Origin of the sequence: Spirosoma panaciterrae DSM 21099 (assembly GCF_000374025.1) — a bacterium.
Taxonomy (GTDB): Bacteria; Bacteroidota; Bacteroidia; order Cytophagales; family Spirosomataceae; genus Spirosoma; species Spirosoma panaciterrae.
In genome coordinates this window covers 42,510-58,626 of record NZ_KB893187.1, presented here as the reverse complement: position 1 = coordinate 58,626, position 16,117 = coordinate 42,510, and the positions used below count along the sequence as shown (strand labels likewise).

The window sequence follows — 16,117 nt, the reverse complement described above, 5'->3', positions numbered from 1 at the left end:
AATGGGACCTTTTGCTGACCATACAAAAAACGTCAGGCAGCCTGAAGCGGGGCTAAAGCAGGGGTTAATGTTTGGTTAAAAAATAGTTGACAGTACTTATTACCTTATACCAGCCGTATGCCCGTCTCTTCGAGCACAATTTTTCGTTCGCGATAGAGCGTCCCAATCGCTTTTTTAAAGGTCTTTTTACTCATTTCCAGCGCCTTGTAAATTTCTTCGGGCGGGCTATTATCGGTCAAGGGCAGAAAGCCGTTTTCAACTTTGAGTAAGGTGAGAATCCGCTGGGCATTCGGCTCTACATTGTCGAAACCGGCCTTTTGTAAACTAACATCCACCAGGCCATCGTCCCGAATGGTTTTGATATAGCCAATAAGCGGATCACCCGGCCGAACGGTTCGAAAGATTTCGTTGGCGTAAATCAGCCCTTTGTAGCGATTGTTGATAATGACATTCATCCCCAGATCGGTGGTTTCGTAGGCCAGAAGTTGTACTTCATCGCCTTCATGTAACGCACTGACATCCGGGTCCAGAAATCGGCTTACCTTGCTCGATGCCACCAGTCGGTTGGTACGTCGATCCAGGTACATAAATACTACATACCATTCTCCTATCTGCATAGGCCGGGCCTGTTCGCGGTGAGGTACGAGCAGATCTTTTTCCAACCCCCAGTCCAGAAAAGCGCCCGCACTGGTTATCGAAACAACCTGCAATGTCCCAAACTCATTGCGTTGGATGGCAGGGGTCAAGGTTGTAGCAATCGGTCGATCTTCGGAGTCGGTGTAGACAAACACGTCAATATCGTCGTCTACTTCCAGCGTTTCGGGTACGTACTTATTGGGCAGGAGAATGTCATTACTAAAATCCTGCGTTCTCCGGTCTGACAAGTCACCGAGGAAAAACCCAACACTGGTCTGACGGAGCGCCGTCAATGTATTTATTCGTCCGATTTCAATCATAAGTCGTTATGGGTTGCCCATTCATGAAGCAACGGGGTAAACCGACCGAAAGTTATGAATTTTTAACAGGGTCCTCATGCTATTTTCTGCCAAACGGTTCAACTTTATACGTTAGCAGGTTTTGCACTGGAAGCTACTGGCGCTCAGTAGCTTCCAGTGCCAGCATCATAAAAAAATCCTATTTTCGCCATACGCCACTTCTTATATATGATTGATTATCAAGGCACTAAACAGACCCCATCACCGTTATCATTCATTACCATCCTCAATTTAGTTTTGTTAAAGCGTATTGGATTTTCAGTTTTAATGGCCGCTTTACGTCCGGCTGTTGCGATTGCCGCGAAGTTCATTCCAGTGAATGCGGCCCCAGCGTCTCTCCTCTCCAAAGCCAGTATTGTGGCCAAATCGGATGCAACGGCATCGAGCCAATTCCACCCTACTGCGGAAGTATTTTTTAAACCGACACTGGCTTTCGCGCCCGAACTCCCATTGCTCGATGTTAATTTTTGTGGGGAATGCTTACCGCTCGATCAATCCGACGTTGTAGATCGGTGGAAACACGTATTTACGCTGTTTCGCTCGCACACCAGTGACCTGGGCAACCTCCAGCAACGTGCCGATTCGTTTTTTCCATTAATCGATCCGATTCTGGCGAAATACGACATTCCTGATGATTTCCGCTACATCCCATTGGCCGAAAGTGCCCTCCGCCCCAAAGCCATCTCTCGGGTAGGCGCGGCTGGCTATTGGCAGCTTATGCCCGGTACGGCCCGTGATCTGGGTCTGAAAGTTAGTAAACGCGTAGATGAACGTTTCAATGTACAGAAAGCTACCGATGCAGCCTGCCGCTATTTACGGGCCCTATACACCCAATTAGGCTCCTGGTCGTTGGTAGCAGCTGCGTATAATGCAGGACCGGGCCTGATCAAAAATCAGCTTAAACGGTACGCCCATCGGGATTATTACCGCATGAACTTACCCCGCGAAACCCGCTACTATCTATACCGGGTGTTGTTATACAAGGAAGTTATGTCGCGCCCGAATGATTACTCCTCTTTTCTGTCACGAGCTTCCCAAACGGCTTACCGGGCCTGGCAACCAATTGGCTTTCAGCAGGCAGCTTAACCCGTCAGCATAAACTTTAGGGAATTGAGTAGTCGAAGCGCAACAACGTGTTGCGCTTCGACTACTTTTGCCAAAATAAAACCACGGCTCAACAAATCAGTTATATGGGTATAGGTAACCCTATGTTACTGACCAGCCTGCTTTTGGCATTAATCTAATTTCCACCAGTTGAATGCAATCGGACGCCAATAAATCCCAACAGGCTACTGGCCGGCCTGTCACTACACGAAAGCTAGACCAGCTTTTTTTAAATCTGGGTGATGTAGCCGCTTTCATAGGGCGCTTCTTTCAGGAGGTTTTTGTTCCACCCTATGAATTCAAGGAGATCATCCGCCAATGCTATGAGGTTGGCTATCGATCACTCCTGTTAATATCGACAACCGGATTCATTACCGGAATGGTTTTCACCAACCAGTCGCGCCCATCGCTTTCCGAATTTGGGGCTACTTCCTGGCTACCTTCCCTCATTGCCATCGCGGTTGTTCGGGCCCTGGGTCCGCTGGTAACCGCTCTGATAGCAGCCGGTAAAGTCGGGTCAAGCATCGGTGCTGAAATCGGCTCGATGAATGTTACCGAGCAGATCGATGCAATGGAAGTGTCGGGTACTAACCCGTTCAAATTTCTGGTTGTAAGCCGCGTGCTGGCCACCTCGTTTACGATTCCACTCCTGACGATGTACACGGTCTTTGTAGCGCTGATCGGTGCTTTTCTCAACGTAAACGTCAATGAACAAACGAGTTTCACCTCGTACATTCAGGAGGTTTTTGGAGCCATTACCTATCTCGATATTTTCTCGTCGGTTATCAAATCCATTGTGTTTGGCTTCACCATTGGCATGGTTGGCTGCTACAAAGGCTACCATTCCTCGAAAGGAACCGAAGGCGTTGGAAAGGCGGCAAACTCATCGGTAGTCACAGCCATGTTTCTGGTATTTATTGAAGAATTGCTCTCACTGCAAATCGTGAGCGCCATTCGGGGCAGTTAAACAATTTTGAATGAGTGAATGATTAAATGATTGAATCAAAACAGGCGTCAGCTATTCAATCATTCTATCATTCACGCATTCAATCATTACGTATATGAGCGAAAAGAAAAATGAACCCGTTATTGTGATCAAAGGGCTGAAAAAGTCGTTTGGCAGTTTGCACGTACTGCGTGGGGTTGATTTGGAGGTGAATAAAGGTGAAAACGTGGTGGTGCTGGGGCGGTCAGGAACGGGCAAATCGGTGTTGATCAAGATTATGGTCGGCCTGCTCAAGCCCGATGCCGGTAAAGTGATTATTCTGGGCGAAGACGTCGAAACCCTACACGGCAAAGAACTGGATGCGTTCCGGCAGAAAGTAGGATTTTCGTTCCAGAGCAGTGCCCTGTACGACAGCATGAGCATCCGCGAAAATCTGGAGTTTCCGCTGGTTCGAAACGTCCGGAACCTGAGCCGGGCAGAAATCGATAAGGCTGTCAAGAAAGCACTCGACGATGTTGGTCTGTCACAAACCATCGACCAGATGCCCGCCGAACTCTCGGGTGGACAGCGAAAACGGATCGGTATTGCCCGAACGCTGATCCTGAAACCGGAAATCATGCTGTACGACGAACCTACAGCAGGGCTGGACCCCATTACCAGCGTCGAAATCAACAACCTGATCAACGATGTGCAGGAGCGACTGGGAGCGACGTCCATCATCATTACCCACGACTTGACCTGTGCTAAAACGACTGGCGACCGAATAGCGATGCTGCTGGATGGCAAATTTGCACGGGTCGGTACATTTGACGAGGTATTTGCCGATAAAGACGAACGTATACAACAATTTTACGATTACAAGTTTGTGGATTGACCTTATTGCCTGAAGAATTAAAACATTTTGCAGGCTTCACCGATTACACTAACGCATATACTACACCACTTTCACTGACTCCACTTACTACTAGAAATGAGTACTGAATCGACAAAACGCTCCGTGGTCGTAGGCATCTTTGTCCTACTGGGCATAATTATTCTGATCGCGGGAATATTTGTACTGGGTGGCCAGCAAAAACGCTTTACCAGTACTGTTCGCCTGATTGCCCTTTTTAAAGATGTAGGCGGCCTGAAAAATGGCAATAACGTCTGGTTTTCAGGGGTAAAAATTGGCACGGTCAAGCGCATCAGCTTCGTAAGCAACTCGCAGGTAGAGGTCGACATGAACATCGAGGAAAGCTCCAAACAATTCATTCGGAAAGATGCGTCAGCTTCCATTAGCTCCGATGGACTTATCGGAAACAAAATCGTCGTGATTTCTGGGGGAACGACCCGCCAGCCTGAAGTTGAAGACGGCGACCGGCTTAAAACCACCGAAGCCCTGAGTTCCGATCAAATTATGGCGACCCTGCAGGAAAACAACAACAACCTCCTGAAAGTGACCAACGATTTTAAAGAACTGGTTGGCAACCTCCGACGCGGGAAAGGCACCGTTGGGGCCGTCCTGACCGATTCCATTGTAGCGGATAATTTCAAACGGGCCATGGTCAATCTGGAAAAAGCGTCGGATAATACGGTGCGGGTGACGGGGTCAGTGGCTCAATTTGCCGCGAAACTGAATACCAAAGGAACACTGGCCAATGAGTTAGTAACGGATACAACGGTATTTCGGCGACTGAGCCGGGCAGCTACCCGATTTGAATCGACGGTAGCGGCTGCCGACCAAAGCGTGGCTACGCTACGGCAAACATCGATTAACCTGAACCGGGCTTCGGATAAACTAAACAATACCAACAGCCCGCTGGGTATTCTGCTGACCGACAAGGAAACGGCAACCAATCTGCAGGTCACGCTTCGTAATTTGAGTAAGGGTACGGAATTACTGAACGAAGACCTTAAAGCCGCACAAAGCAACTTCCTGTTACGAGGCTTCTTTAAGAAGAAAGCGAAAGCTGAAGCCAAACAAAAAGCCGATAGTACTGCGGCTGCTACGCCAAAACCGTAAAGGTTTTTTTTGTCATTCCGCTCTTCGGGCGGAATGACAAAAAAAACCCTGGCAATCACCTCGACCAGGTGCACTTCTTTCCTTACCAAATAGGTCAGGCCCTACAATTCGTTCTGTACCGTACTGGCTCCGCTTACCCGCTGGGCAACAGCCGGTTTACCACGGTAGCGAACCGAACTGGCTCCACTGGCTTCAACGACCAGACTACTGCTAACGGTCACATTGGCTTTGCTGGCTCCCGACAGGCCCAGCCCTGCATTATCGACCGGATAATCGAACGCCTGTAAACTGGATGCGCCGGATAAATCGGCCGTCAGAAAGGTCCCTTTCCCATTCATTCGAAGCACCGAAGCCCCCGACAGATTAACCGTTGGGCGGGCCGCCTGTACGTCAAACTGCCCTTCAGACGCACCCGACAGCGTAACATCGAACCCATCCAGATTTGTAAACCCTGTGATTGTTGACCGAACAGCACCCGAAAAATCTACGCCACGGAGGCTAGGCATTGTAATGCGAAACGTTGTGGTATATTGACGATTCCGGGAAACGCGGTACTGAGCTTTGAGCGTGCCATTGCGCGTATACACATCCAGGTCATCCAGGTTTCGGCGGTCACCCTCAACAGTAATGCTGTAGGCAGGTCCCTGTTGAACCGTAATCACAAAAGCACTCCCCATATCCAGTCGGTCGAAATTGGTAAATCCATAGCTTTGCTGGGCACTCTGGTAAGGGCCAACATCTTCCCGAATTAAAGAACAGCCCGTTAATGAAAGCGAGAGAGCAACAAGGGTAATGGCTAAAAATTTTGAACGTGTCATGGTATACTTGTCGTTTTAAAAGTTTTCGGAACTAGTCAGGTTGTAATACTAGCTCCTTTGAAGGCATGACAGCCAGAGGGTCCATCACCCCTACGCAACGACAAAACTTTTTCTAAAAAATTGCATCGTGCCGCCTAACCGGGCAATAGGCTGAAGGTTTTAAAAGAACCGCAGGCCAACCTGGCATCCGATCCACCCCCAATGACGCGTATTTCTGAAGTTGGCTGGCTGATCCGACACCAGCAGGATTTCGGGTTGCAGCAGCGGAATTGGGCGGTTGTCGTTGCTGAAATACCAGTTGGCCGACGGTCCGAATGCCAACGCCAGATGGTTACCGAATCGAGTCTCAATTAGCGTGTTCAGCCGAATGTGATTGTTCCAGCCTTCCGGATAGGTTCTATCGAAATAAAACAGGTGCTGATCGATGAGTTCGAGATTGAATAAGGTAGCTTTCGACACCCGAAAGGCCGTTCCCAGACCATAACCGGCACTCAGCCGGGGGCTACCTATTCGGTCGAAACTGTGCCCGGCTGTCAGAATATTATACAACCGCTGGACACCCGTACGGAACGTCACATTCAGCAGATTGACCTCATTAGCGGCAATTTCAACACGCTTGTACCCTCCTTTCCGGACAAAGCTCAGCAGCCCAATCGGCACGCTCCCAACCGTGTCGGCCAGGTTTATCAACCCAATCTGTGGGCCGTTGGCCACTCGCTGGGCCACGTTCAGGACGCCACTGATCTGCAAGCCGCGCACCTCTCCCCGAGCCACGTTTACCAATCCGGCCAGTTGAATCCCATTGACTGATCGGCCCGATAGATTGATCAATCCGGCAACCTGCCCACCCTGAACTCCCTGATTCGCGTAATTGATTAACCCAGCCAGCTGGGCACCCGTAACTGACCGACCGGCGGTATTGATGAGGCCTGCCAACTGCGCCCCCTTCACCGTATGGTTGGTGTAGTTAATTAGACCAGCCGCCTGAACTCCGTCGACGTGGCCACCAATCACGTTGGCTAAACCAGCCGCCTGAAACCCATCGACATCCGTTCGAACCAGATTCATTAGTCCACCAACCTCAAACGCCCGAACCCCAAACGAATACCCCATGAGCATATTGACCGAAAATCGGTTGCTGATACGCCCACTCAACCGCCCATTGGTTCCCAGAAACGGCACAAACGACACCTGCCAGTCGCGGTAAAGCGTATCGCGGTTCAGGTTTATGTCGTGGATAGTCTGTTGCGCTGATACAAAAAATTTCGATATACCGGCCCACCCTTTATCGACCACCGACAGGGGTTGATGCGCCGTTGAATCGAGCATAGGTGCTGGCGCTTCGACCGAAACGGAAGCTAAAGGTGGCTCTGCGGAGCGCATGGTATCTTCCGTCACCCGAATCGGTAGGGTTTGAATCGACGACGGGGTTGTAGGCGGCAGGGGGGTCATACGGATATTGACGGCATGGGAAACCCGCGATCGGATCAGCACCGTTTCACCCAGATAAGCCTGTTTACGAACATCCAGACGTACGTTGGCAAGCCCGGTCGGTAACTGGAGCTTATAATAGCCAAATGGATTGCTGACCGTAGAGGCTAACGTTGTTTTTTCGAAAATACTGGCCCTGGCAATGCGTTCGCCAGTTTGCTCATCCAGAATATAGCCATCCAGCAGAAAACTCTTTGGAGCCGATTCTGGCGGATCGACACGGACCAGAATGATGTGGTTTCCCCGCGATTTAAACGTGACCCGATTCAGAAATACCCGGTTCAGTACCTCCCGAACCGGGGCATTCGTGAGCCGTAAGGTAATGGATGTGTTGCCATCAATCCGGGTTGGATCGTATGAAAACTCAAACCGCCCGGCCCGGCTGATTTGCCGAAGTGCATTGTCGAGCGTAGCGTTCCGAATATCTACTGAAATAACCCGGTCCAGTGGGGGTATCGTCTGCGCCGACAAGTGTAGGCTGATAAAGAAGCAAAAAAGAAAGTAACGCATTGGACTTACTAACAGTGGTTTAACGACAAGACAGCCATCTGGTCGCTTACCCCTATTCATCGGCACCCGGCACCGTCTAAAATAATCGACTTCCCTTCATGACGAACCTGTAAACCAAGCGTTTCGGCCGTTACGGCAACCACTTCATCGAGCGACATTTTATCGAAACGGGTTTTCAGACGGCAGTTGTCCAGCCGGGTACTGGCCAGTTGAACGTCGGCACTATAAAACTGATTGATGGTCTGCACTACCTTCACCAACGGTTCATTGTCGAACACCAGCAGGCCCGTTTTGTAGGCAAAGGCATTGGGAGCTAACTGCGCAGCCCGACGAATGGTATCGGTCTGTTCGTCGAAGGTAGCTTGCTGATCTTTTGTAAGCAGCAGTGCTTTGTTCCCGCTCGAAAACCGCACTTTACCCGTCTGGACGGCTACGCTGACATTATTATCATACGCCCGAACGCTGAACGATGTTCCCAGTACCTGTACCACCGTTGGGCGGGCCTGAATGCGAAACGGTCGGTCTGGATCGGGGGTTACGTCGAAAAACGCTTCCCCATTCAGGGTTACATCACGTCGTTCGTCGGCAAAAGCAGCCGGATAGGTCAGCGTAGAATGTCTGTTTAGTACAATTCGGGAGCCGTCGGGCAGCGTTTTTCGAAGTTGTCGGTCGCCCGTCACCAGCGTGACCGTATGGATAGCCGGATTATCGTGGCCCATATACCGGAATTGATACACCAACCAGCCCAGGCTCATCACCAATGCCAATACTGCCGCCACTCGATAGCTTGTCTGCCGCCAGAAACCGTCCGATTCTGTGCGCTGGCTGGGCAATGCCCTGACTGTGGGGGCATCTTCGGTACGTCCATCAATGATGCGCATTTTTTGTTGCACTGATTTCCAGGCGGCATCGGTATCCACGTTCTCTACCAACGAGGTACTTTTTCGCGATTTTCTGGACGAAGCAGGTGCTTGCTCCTGTTTGGCAGCATTCCAGATGCGTTCAAACTTGGCAAAATCATCATGCGATGGTTCAGAAATTCCCGCATTACGGCTGATGAGCCATTGTCGTACCCGCGCCGATTCGGCCGGATCAGTTTCACCTGCCAGAAACTTGCCCAGTAGGGCATCGTCGATGGGTTGTTGATCGGCCATGAGTTAAAGACAATAAGTAATGAATACCAGATTAGGCGTAATGGTCAGTACGGATACCAGGCCGGCTTCGTTTAGCCAGCGCACCGTATTCAGCAGCCACTGGCCATTACCCATACCAAGTGCCAGTACGATGGGCAGATACTCACTCAATTCGGTCCGTAAGATACGCAGGGCTTTGCCAATCTGATTCTCAACCGTTTTAATTGAAATGCCTAGTTGCTCTGCAATTTCGCCGTACCGAAGTTCTTCATAGCGGCTCAAGGTAAAGACCAGACGACACTGTTCGGGTAGTTTCTGAATCGCTCGCTGGATCTGATGGGCCAATTCCTCACCAATGACTCGTTGGGCGGGTGACTCGGCCATTTCTTCACCAACATGATGCACGTAATCGCGATGTTCGTCCCGGACAGCCGCGTGCTTAAGTCGATTCAGGCAGCGATTATGAACCGACCGATACAGATACGATTTGAGGGATACGGTGATTAGTAGCCCTTCGCGTTTTTCCCAAATAGCGAGAAACATCGCCTGGACTTCCTCTTCGGCTTCGTCGGGGTCGGGCAATAACTGACGGGCATAGCGACATAGCGACGCGTAATGCTGCCTGAAAATGGCCTCAAAGTCGCGCTCGCTACCGGCCCGGATAGCCGCAACGACATCCTCTTCGGTTGGTGGCACTGGTGTAGTATGGTAAATGACAGGTGACTGCAAAGCTATCATTTTCGGCAAACATCCGGTTGTTCATCTGTATGACAGTTAGCAGGCGGTCGACCCCTACGCTGTTTTAAAAAAAAATTTCAGTCCAATAGCTAGTAATTCTCGATCATTCATGCTCGGCAGTAGCCAGATAGGGTGTATACGGACCAGGATTCGATTCCGCTACAACAAATGGTTTTGCCCGATTGGCGGGGTAAAGCTGCTCCAGAAACCACTGAGCGGCATAATGATACCCTACAATCGCCAGTACAAACACCACCATGAACAGGTATTCCTGAAAAGGATGAGCAGCCTTCGCGAGTTGAAACAACAGGGCGATGGCCGGTGGATGGACCGACGAAGCGGAAGCCATCAGGGCAACGGCCAGTACCATCATACCCATCAATCCAAACAGAGTATTTCCCCAAAAAACATAGTCGAGTAAACCCAGATGCCCCACCAGTATGTAAGCCGCTAAAACCGTACGGGGTTGCGCAAAAGCCCCTTTCGGATTAGCAGCCAGCAGCATACAACTTGCCGCCAACGGAGGCACTAGCGACAAATGCTGCACCTTTAATGCAACCAGAAACAGGATTTCGATGCCAAGAATGTACAAGGCCCAGCGAATTGCGGTCTGCATAACGAGGGCGTTTAGGAATTCAATGGAACATACGCCGATGGCTTAGGCGATGGGCCGGACCGGATTGTTGACAACCACCAGAAAAACAGAAACCCACCAACTACCGTACCGAAGCTGATCAATACGACAACCGTTGGCGGCCGCAGCGCGATCAAGGCCCCGATATACTGAACAACGGTGGTGATGTACAGGAATTTGGCAATGGCCTCCCGCGTCAGGAAATTAATGATATAGGCCCCCAATGGAGCCATTAGGATAGCAACTGGAATGGCACACATCCAATACTGAAAGGTCATCGGCTGGAAATCATGCAAAACAAATACGTGCAGCAAAAAGCCAACGATCGTATGGATGGTCATGATTATAATGGATGTGGGCGTGGCGACCTTCTCACTGGTTGAGTAGTACAGCGTAAACAGGCAGAAGGTGAAAATATTTATCCCATCGCCGAAAATAGCCGTGATGACTCCCCCAACAAAGCCAAAGCCAACGATGCGCACCAGGTCAACGACCTTCAACGGCCCCAGCCCATTGGTGGTTACGCGGTCCGTTTTCCGATTGGCTAAATACAACGCAAACGCAAAACTCAACCACAACGACACAAAGAAAATCTTGGTCATGGGTCCACTGATCAGCGGCACAACGAAGAAAGCGCCAAACAGCAACCCAGGAATACCACCAATGGTTACGGTACGGATAGCGCGCCAATCGACCGGAATTTTCAGACTGATAATCAACAGACTGGCAGACGTCATCCCGATACTTTGTATGGCAAATGAAAAGTTACGGGCTACGGGTGGCGGAAGTTTGAGCAGCAACGTGAATACTGGAAACGCTACCGCTCCACCCCCTTCCGATGTGGCTCCGGCCACGAACGATCCAAAAAACATGGTGACAGGAGCGGCCCAATGGTCGTTGTAAAACGAAAAGCCGTTTTGGGTAATCATGTATATGAGCCAGATAGGCATCACCAGGGCGAAAAAGAGCAAGTAGGCGGTGGGTAACCTTTTCATAAACGAGGTAGTTTAATAGTCACCTAATTACCATTATCATGCCAAGCTTATTGTAAATACTCTATCTAAATTGATTTACAATAAAAAACCAATTTATTCACGGCGAATTGCCATGCCCAATACCGTTACCTGCTTGTAGAGGCACAGATGCTGTTTAACCAGATTCACGACCATGTCCAATCCTGATCTGTAACTTTTAGCACGCAGCATAGGGGTCAACGGCTCATCGGCTGTCAGGAAAGCGAACCATCGTTTTCCAAGCTGCTATGCAATTTCGCTCACCATTCACCTTACTGGCTATTTTTCTGCTCTCTTTTCCTCTGAATGCCCAGCCGCTAACCCAAACCATTCGGGGAACAGTTATCGATCAGAGTCTGCAAACACCTCTGCCCGGTGCCTCGGTCATTCTTCTCAACGCGTCGCCCATTAGAGGAACCAGTACCGATGCGACGGGCCAGTTTCAGCTTACGCAAGTACCCGTTGGTCGGCAAAGTCTGCAAATCAGCGTAGTTGGCTATAAAGTAGCTACGCTTCAAAACATAGCGGTCGATGCCGGAAAAGAGCTGGTCCTGAGCATTTCTCTCGAAGAAGCCGTTAGCCAGCTAGGCGAAATAACCGTAAAGCCAAGCACCGACAAAGACAAACCAATCAACGAAATGGCGACGGTATCGGCCCGGACGTTTTCGGTCGAAGAAACGCAGAAATTTGCGGCTGCCGTCAACGACCCGGCCCGTATGGCAACGGCCTATGCCGGTGTGGTCGGTGCCGACGATGGGGGCAATTACATCATTATCCGGGGCAACACGCCCAACGGACTGCTGTGGCGTATGGAAGGGGTCGAAATTCCGAATCCGAACCATTTTTCCAACCTGGGTACAGCGGGTGGGGGCATTTCGATCCTTAGCGCCCAGTTGCTGGCCAATTCGGATTTTCTGACCGGATCTTTTCCCGCTGAATACGGCAACGCGCTATCAGGGGTGTTTGACCTGCGCTTACGACGGGGCAATACCACCAAACGCGAATACACCATCCAGGCCGGTTTGCTCGGCATCGACCTGGCCGCCGAAGGCCCAATAGCAAAAGGATATGCGGGTTCGTTTCTGATCAATTACCGCTACTCTACCCTGGGCTTACTTTCGAAACTGGGGGTTAATATCGGTACAGGCGACCGGGTGTTTCAGGATCTGTCGTTCAATATCTACCTGCCTACCCGAAAGGCTGGAACATTTACGGTATTTGGCTTTGGTGGCCTCAGCAGCAGCAAAATCAATGCACCGGCCGATTCGGCAAAGTGGGAAAACGACTATGATCGGTATAACGAAGATTTCCGCTCCAATACGGGCGCGGCCGGCCTTACGCATTCGCTCCCCATTGGGCGGAAAGCCCTGCTAAAAACCGTGTTGCTGGCCTCGGGCTATGAAAATAGTTTTCGCAACGCGCTTTTGGAACCAGCCAACGGCTATGCCGCTTCTGAACGGAATGATGCCTCCTACACCATTCAAAAGCGGATTCTCTCGTCAACACTGACCTATAAACTCAACGCTCAGCACACCTTTCGGGCCGGATTGATCGGTACGCAACTGATTTACAATCTGCATCAAAAATCGTGGGAACCCGAACAACGTCGATTGCTAACGCGGGTGGAGGTTAGCGACCAAACGCAAACCGCACAGGCATTTGGCCAATGGAACTACCGGGCTTCGGAGCAACTGACAGTCAATGTGGGGATGCATTATCTCTATCTGGCCCTCAACGGAACCTCGGCCCTGGAGCCACGAGGTTCGATCCGATGGGCCTTTTCGTCTGATCAGTCCGTCAGTCTGGGGTATGGCCTACACAGCCAGATTCAGAATCCGGCCACCTATTTTATGATGCCGACCGATCCATCGGGTAATCCTGCCGGAATATCCAACCGGGCGTTGGGCTTTACCCGCTCGCATCAGTACGTGCTGGCGTATGATCGACGACTTAATCATCGACAAACGGACTCTCCGCTGCGGCTGAAACTGGAAACCTATTACCAGCATCTGTTCAATATTCCGGTGAGCGCCACGGAGAAAAACTCGTTTGCAATCATCAACCGATTTGATGGCTTTACCGACCAGGTACTGACCAACGCCGGACACGGGCGTAACTACGGGCTGGAACTGACGCTGGAGCAATTCCTGCTCAAAGCAGCATCGGGCAACAGCTACTATTTTCTGCTCTCATCATCGCTCTATAATTCCGACTATCAGGGGTCGGATGGTGTATGGCGCAGTACCCGCTGGAACGGGCGTTTTGCGCAAAGTTTGCTGGCCGGAAAGGAATGGGTATCGGGCTCCAGCGTGTTCGGGCTCAATCTGAAACTCAGCTACTATGGCGGCTACCGCGACACCCCTATCGATCTGGCCGAATCCAAACGCCTGGGCGAAACGGTTTACATCGAAAATCAGGCCTTTACCGAACAACTACCCGCCTATTTTCGTCCCGATATCCGGCTAAGCTGGAAGAAAAACCGTCCACACTCAACCCGTACCCTCTCGCTGGATGTACAGAATGCCATCAATCGTCAAAACATCTATGGACGCTACTATGACCCGTCCAGCGGTACGCTTAAAATCAGCTACGGAAGCGGTCTGATCCCAATTCTTAGCTATCGGGTGGTATTTTAAGGCCTGGAGCCAGCTATACCGGCAGTCGGATAATGAATTCGGTCCCTTCGCCTTCCTGGCTTTCGACCGTTAGTTCACCCCCATGCCCTTTGGCAATAATATCGAAACTCAGGCTCAAACCAAGCCCTGTCCCTTCGCCCGTAGGCTTTGAAGTAAAAAAAGGTTGAAAGATTTTCGATTTTATTGTTTCTGGAATCCCTGCACCATTGTCTTTCACGCGGATTTCAACGCATCCATTTTGCTGGCGCGTACTCACCCATAGGGTCGGTCGATAGTCGCCAGCGAATTGGGTGCGTTTCTGATGCATGGCATAAAACGAGTTGTTGAACAGGTTCAGCAATACCCGACCTACATCCTGAGCAACGAGTTGTACTATGCCCACATGATCACCAAAATCCGTTTCCAATTGACACGTGAACTCTTTGACTTTGTTTCGGTAGCCCTGAAAGGCCAGATGCAGATGTTCCTCGACCAGTTTATTCAAGGGCGTAGGGGCTTTTTCCCCCGTCGATGTCCGGGAGTGCTCCAGCATGCCCCGTACAATGGCATCGGCCCGTTTCCCATGATGATTGATTTTTTGGAGGTTCACCCGCAAATCCCCAATAATTTCTTCCGCATACTGTTTATCAGCGTCATTGAGTTGCTGGAAAGGACCTTGTCCTAATTCATCAATCAGTTCAGTGCTGACTTCGGAGAAATTAGTCACGAAATTCAGAGGGTTCTGAATTTCGTGGGCTATACCTGCCGTAAGTTCGCCTAAGCTCGCCAGCTTTTCGCGCTGAATTAGCTGATTCTGCGTGGCCTTCAATTCCGTCAGCGCGGTTTCCGCTTTTTGTCGCTGAATATTGATTTCATCCCGCTGCTGTTTCAGAATCACATTCGCTTTCTGCTTGATCCGGTTGTTACGGTAGAGTATAAACGCAATGGCTATGAAGGTGCCAATGGCCCCAATGAGCAGGTAAATGGTGATTCGAGTCCGGTATTTTTCTTCCAGCCGCTGCTCATCTTCATGCCTCATTTTCTCGTTAAACTCGATATTCTGAAAGTTTTTAATTTTTTCGGCATTAACCAGACTGTCTTTGGCTACGGTGGCAATTTTCAAATAGGCCATTGCCCGTCTCGGGTCTGTTGGCTCGTAGGTATCGGTCAGTAATGAGCTGGCTTTGATAATATTCAGTTGTAGGGCGCTTTGCTGCGCTACATTCAGCGATTGGGTAGCATAATAAATTGCCGAATCGCGCTGATTCATTTTTTTAAAGACGTCGGCCATTTCATAATACGTCTGGCTCAGTACGCGGGCATTTTGCAATGTTTTTCCATTTTCCACACTTAGTCTGAAATACCGCAGGGCTTCTTTGTATTTACCAAGCTGGCCGTACACATTACCCAGATTCATCAGTTCGGCCTGCTTATCGGCATTATTAAGCTTCACCGCTTCCTGATAAGCCATGGTCGTATACTTCAGGGCCGAATCCAATCGGCTTTGCGAAATGTAATCATAGCCCAGGTTAGTAATCGCTATTTGCTTTAAATCGTTGTCTTTCAGCTCTTCGGCCAGTACAAGAGCTTTTTGCAGATAGCGGATGGCCTGCGCCCAATTATTCTGTTCGATATACAGGTTACCCAGGTTATTATACGTTCGGGCCAAGGCGTCCTTATCCTGATTCGCTTCGGCAATGTTGATGGAGGCCAGATGCGCTTTTAAGGCCTGATCGTAATTACCCGTCAGGCGAAAAATGGTACCTATCCGGTTTTGAATCCGAGCCTCTCCCCGTGTATACCCAATGCGCTGGGCAATTCGTAACCCATCCCGGGCATATTGCATGGCATCAAATGGTTTTGAATACATCAGTACACGACCTAAGCGGTCGAGCGTCAGCACTTTGGTGGTATCGGGTATGGGCTGGTTCAGAAGATGTTGCAGACTATCGGCCAGGCTGATCTGGGCAATCGTTGGGTACGAAACGACTGACAAACCAATGAGCAGGAAAAGAGGCTTCATAGGGATATGAGTTGGCTAACAAATATATATATTCGTTGCACATTGATTATCAGCCGAAACGGCATAATCACATAATCTTCCTACCTTACCTCACT

General features: G+C 50.2%; 13 protein-coding genes. 5 read left to right on the top strand and 8 right to left on the bottom strand.

The features are described 5' to 3' along the window. Positions 1–104 precede the first annotated feature (104 nt). Positions 105–956 (bottom strand): CvfB family protein, encoded by an 852-nt coding sequence (locus B153_RS0117480; protein ID WP_020598033.1) that lies wholly within the window; start codon positions 954–956, stop codon positions 105–107. A 306-nt stretch (positions 957–1,262) separates the two neighbouring features. Here B153_RS0117480 and B153_RS0117475 point away from each other — a divergent pair, with 306 nt between their 5' ends. From B153_RS0117475 to B153_RS0117460, 4 genes are all read left to right on the top strand, one after another. Next, entirely contained in the window at positions 1,263–2,081 is an 819-nt protein-coding gene (locus B153_RS0117475) for a lytic transglycosylase domain-containing protein (protein ID WP_040761626.1), read from the top strand. Positions 2,082–2,253: 172 nt separating this feature from the next. Next, positions 2,254–3,066 carry an MlaE family ABC transporter permease gene (locus tag B153_RS0117470; RefSeq protein ID WP_020598031.1) on the top strand — a complete coding sequence of 271 codons (813 nt, stop codon included), beginning with the start codon at positions 2,254–2,256 and terminating at the stop codon, positions 3,064–3,066. A gap of 94 nt (positions 3,067–3,160) precedes the next feature. Next, entirely contained in the window at positions 3,161–3,919 is a 759-nt protein-coding gene (locus B153_RS0117465) for an ABC transporter ATP-binding protein (protein ID WP_020598030.1), read from the top strand. Between the two features lie 96 nt (positions 3,920–4,015). Further along, positions 4,016–5,047: an MlaD family protein gene (locus tag B153_RS0117460; RefSeq protein WP_020598029.1), complete on the top strand. Its 1,032-nt coding sequence runs from the start codon at positions 4,016–4,018 to the stop codon at positions 5,045–5,047. Between the two features lie 101 nt (positions 5,048–5,148). On the opposite strand, the gene B153_RS0117455 is transcribed toward B153_RS0117460, so the two are convergent. From B153_RS0117455 to B153_RS0117430, 6 genes are all read right to left on the bottom strand, one after another. Beyond that, a complete protein-coding gene (locus B153_RS0117455) occupies positions 5,149–5,865 on the bottom strand; it encodes a head GIN domain-containing protein (protein WP_020598028.1) in 717 nt (238 codons plus the stop codon). 159 nt (positions 5,866–6,024) lie between these two features. Further along, the gene (locus B153_RS0117450) at positions 6,025–7,866 is read right to left on the bottom strand and encodes an STN and carboxypeptidase regulatory-like domain-containing protein (RefSeq protein ID WP_020598027.1); all 1,842 of its coding nucleotides are present in this window, start codon (positions 7,864–7,866) and stop codon (positions 6,025–6,027) included. Between the two features lie 56 nt (positions 7,867–7,922). Continuing rightward, on the bottom strand, positions 7,923–9,020 hold the full coding sequence (locus B153_RS0117445; RefSeq protein ID WP_020598026.1) for a FecR family protein: 1,098 nt from the start codon (positions 9,018–9,020) through the stop codon (positions 7,923–7,925). 3 nt (positions 9,021–9,023) lie between these two features. Next, positions 9,024–9,695, bottom strand: a complete 672-nt coding sequence (locus tag B153_RS35375) for an RNA polymerase sigma-70 factor (protein ID WP_245564900.1) — start codon at positions 9,693–9,695, stop codon at positions 9,024–9,026. A 145-nt stretch (positions 9,696–9,840) separates the two neighbouring features. Beyond that, positions 9,841–10,353, bottom strand: a complete 513-nt coding sequence (locus B153_RS0117435; protein WP_020598024.1) for an HPP family protein — start codon at positions 10,351–10,353, stop codon at positions 9,841–9,843. An 11-nt stretch (positions 10,354–10,364) separates the two neighbouring features. Beyond that, positions 10,365–11,366 carry a sulfite exporter TauE/SafE family protein gene (locus tag B153_RS0117430; protein ID WP_020598023.1) on the bottom strand — a complete coding sequence of 334 codons (1,002 nt, stop codon included), beginning with the start codon at positions 11,364–11,366 and terminating at the stop codon, positions 10,365–10,367. A 266-nt stretch (positions 11,367–11,632) separates the two neighbouring features. Between B153_RS0117430 and B153_RS0117425 the strand changes: the two genes are divergently transcribed. Further along, positions 11,633–14,020 carry a TonB-dependent receptor gene (locus B153_RS0117425; RefSeq protein WP_020598022.1) on the top strand — a complete coding sequence of 796 codons (2,388 nt, stop codon included), beginning with the start codon at positions 11,633–11,635 and terminating at the stop codon, positions 14,018–14,020. Positions 14,021–14,033: 13 nt separating this feature from the next. Here the strand turns inward: B153_RS0117425 and B153_RS0117420 are convergent, their stop codons facing one another. Next, entirely contained in the window at positions 14,034–16,022 is a 1,989-nt protein-coding gene (locus B153_RS0117420; RefSeq protein ID WP_020598021.1) for a tetratricopeptide repeat-containing sensor histidine kinase, read from the bottom strand. Between the last annotated feature and the right edge of the window lie 95 nt (positions 16,023–16,117).

Excerpts from the sequence above, each read along its gene's own strand:
- B153_RS0117420 (WP_020598021.1), bottom strand. The coding sequence starts at position 16,022 with ATGAAGCCTCTTTTCCTGCTCATTGGTTTGTCAGTCGTTTCGTACCCA.
- B153_RS0117425 (WP_020598022.1), top strand. The coding sequence starts at position 11,633 with ATGCAATTTCGCTCACCATTCACCTTACTGGCTATTTTTCTGCTCTCT.
- B153_RS0117455 (WP_020598028.1), bottom strand. The coding sequence starts at position 5,865 with ATGACACGTTCAAAATTTTTAGCCATTACCCTTGTTGCTCTCTCGCTT.
- B153_RS0117445 (WP_020598026.1), bottom strand. The coding sequence starts at position 9,020 with ATGGCCGATCAACAACCCATCGACGATGCCCTACTGGGCAAGTTTCTG.
- B153_RS0117470 (WP_020598031.1), top strand. The coding sequence starts at position 2,254 with ATGCAATCGGACGCCAATAAATCCCAACAGGCTACTGGCCGGCCTGTC.
- B153_RS0117450 (WP_020598027.1), bottom strand. The coding sequence starts at position 7,866 with ATGCGTTACTTTCTTTTTTGCTTCTTTATCAGCCTACACTTGTCGGCG.
- B153_RS0117435 (WP_020598024.1), bottom strand. The coding sequence starts at position 10,353 with ATGCAGACCGCAATTCGCTGGGCCTTGTACATTCTTGGCATCGAAATC.
- B153_RS0117475 (WP_040761626.1), top strand. The coding sequence starts at position 1,263 with ATGGCCGCTTTACGTCCGGCTGTTGCGATTGCCGCGAAGTTCATTCCA.
- B153_RS0117460 (WP_020598029.1), top strand. The coding sequence starts at position 4,016 with ATGAGTACTGAATCGACAAAACGCTCCGTGGTCGTAGGCATCTTTGTC.
- B153_RS0117465 (WP_020598030.1), top strand. The coding sequence starts at position 3,161 with ATGAGCGAAAAGAAAAATGAACCCGTTATTGTGATCAAAGGGCTGAAA.
- B153_RS0117430 (WP_020598023.1), bottom strand. The coding sequence starts at position 11,366 with ATGAAAAGGTTACCCACCGCCTACTTGCTCTTTTTCGCCCTGGTGATG.
- B153_RS0117480 (WP_020598033.1), bottom strand. The coding sequence starts at position 956 with ATGATTGAAATCGGACGAATAAATACATTGACGGCGCTCCGTCAGACC.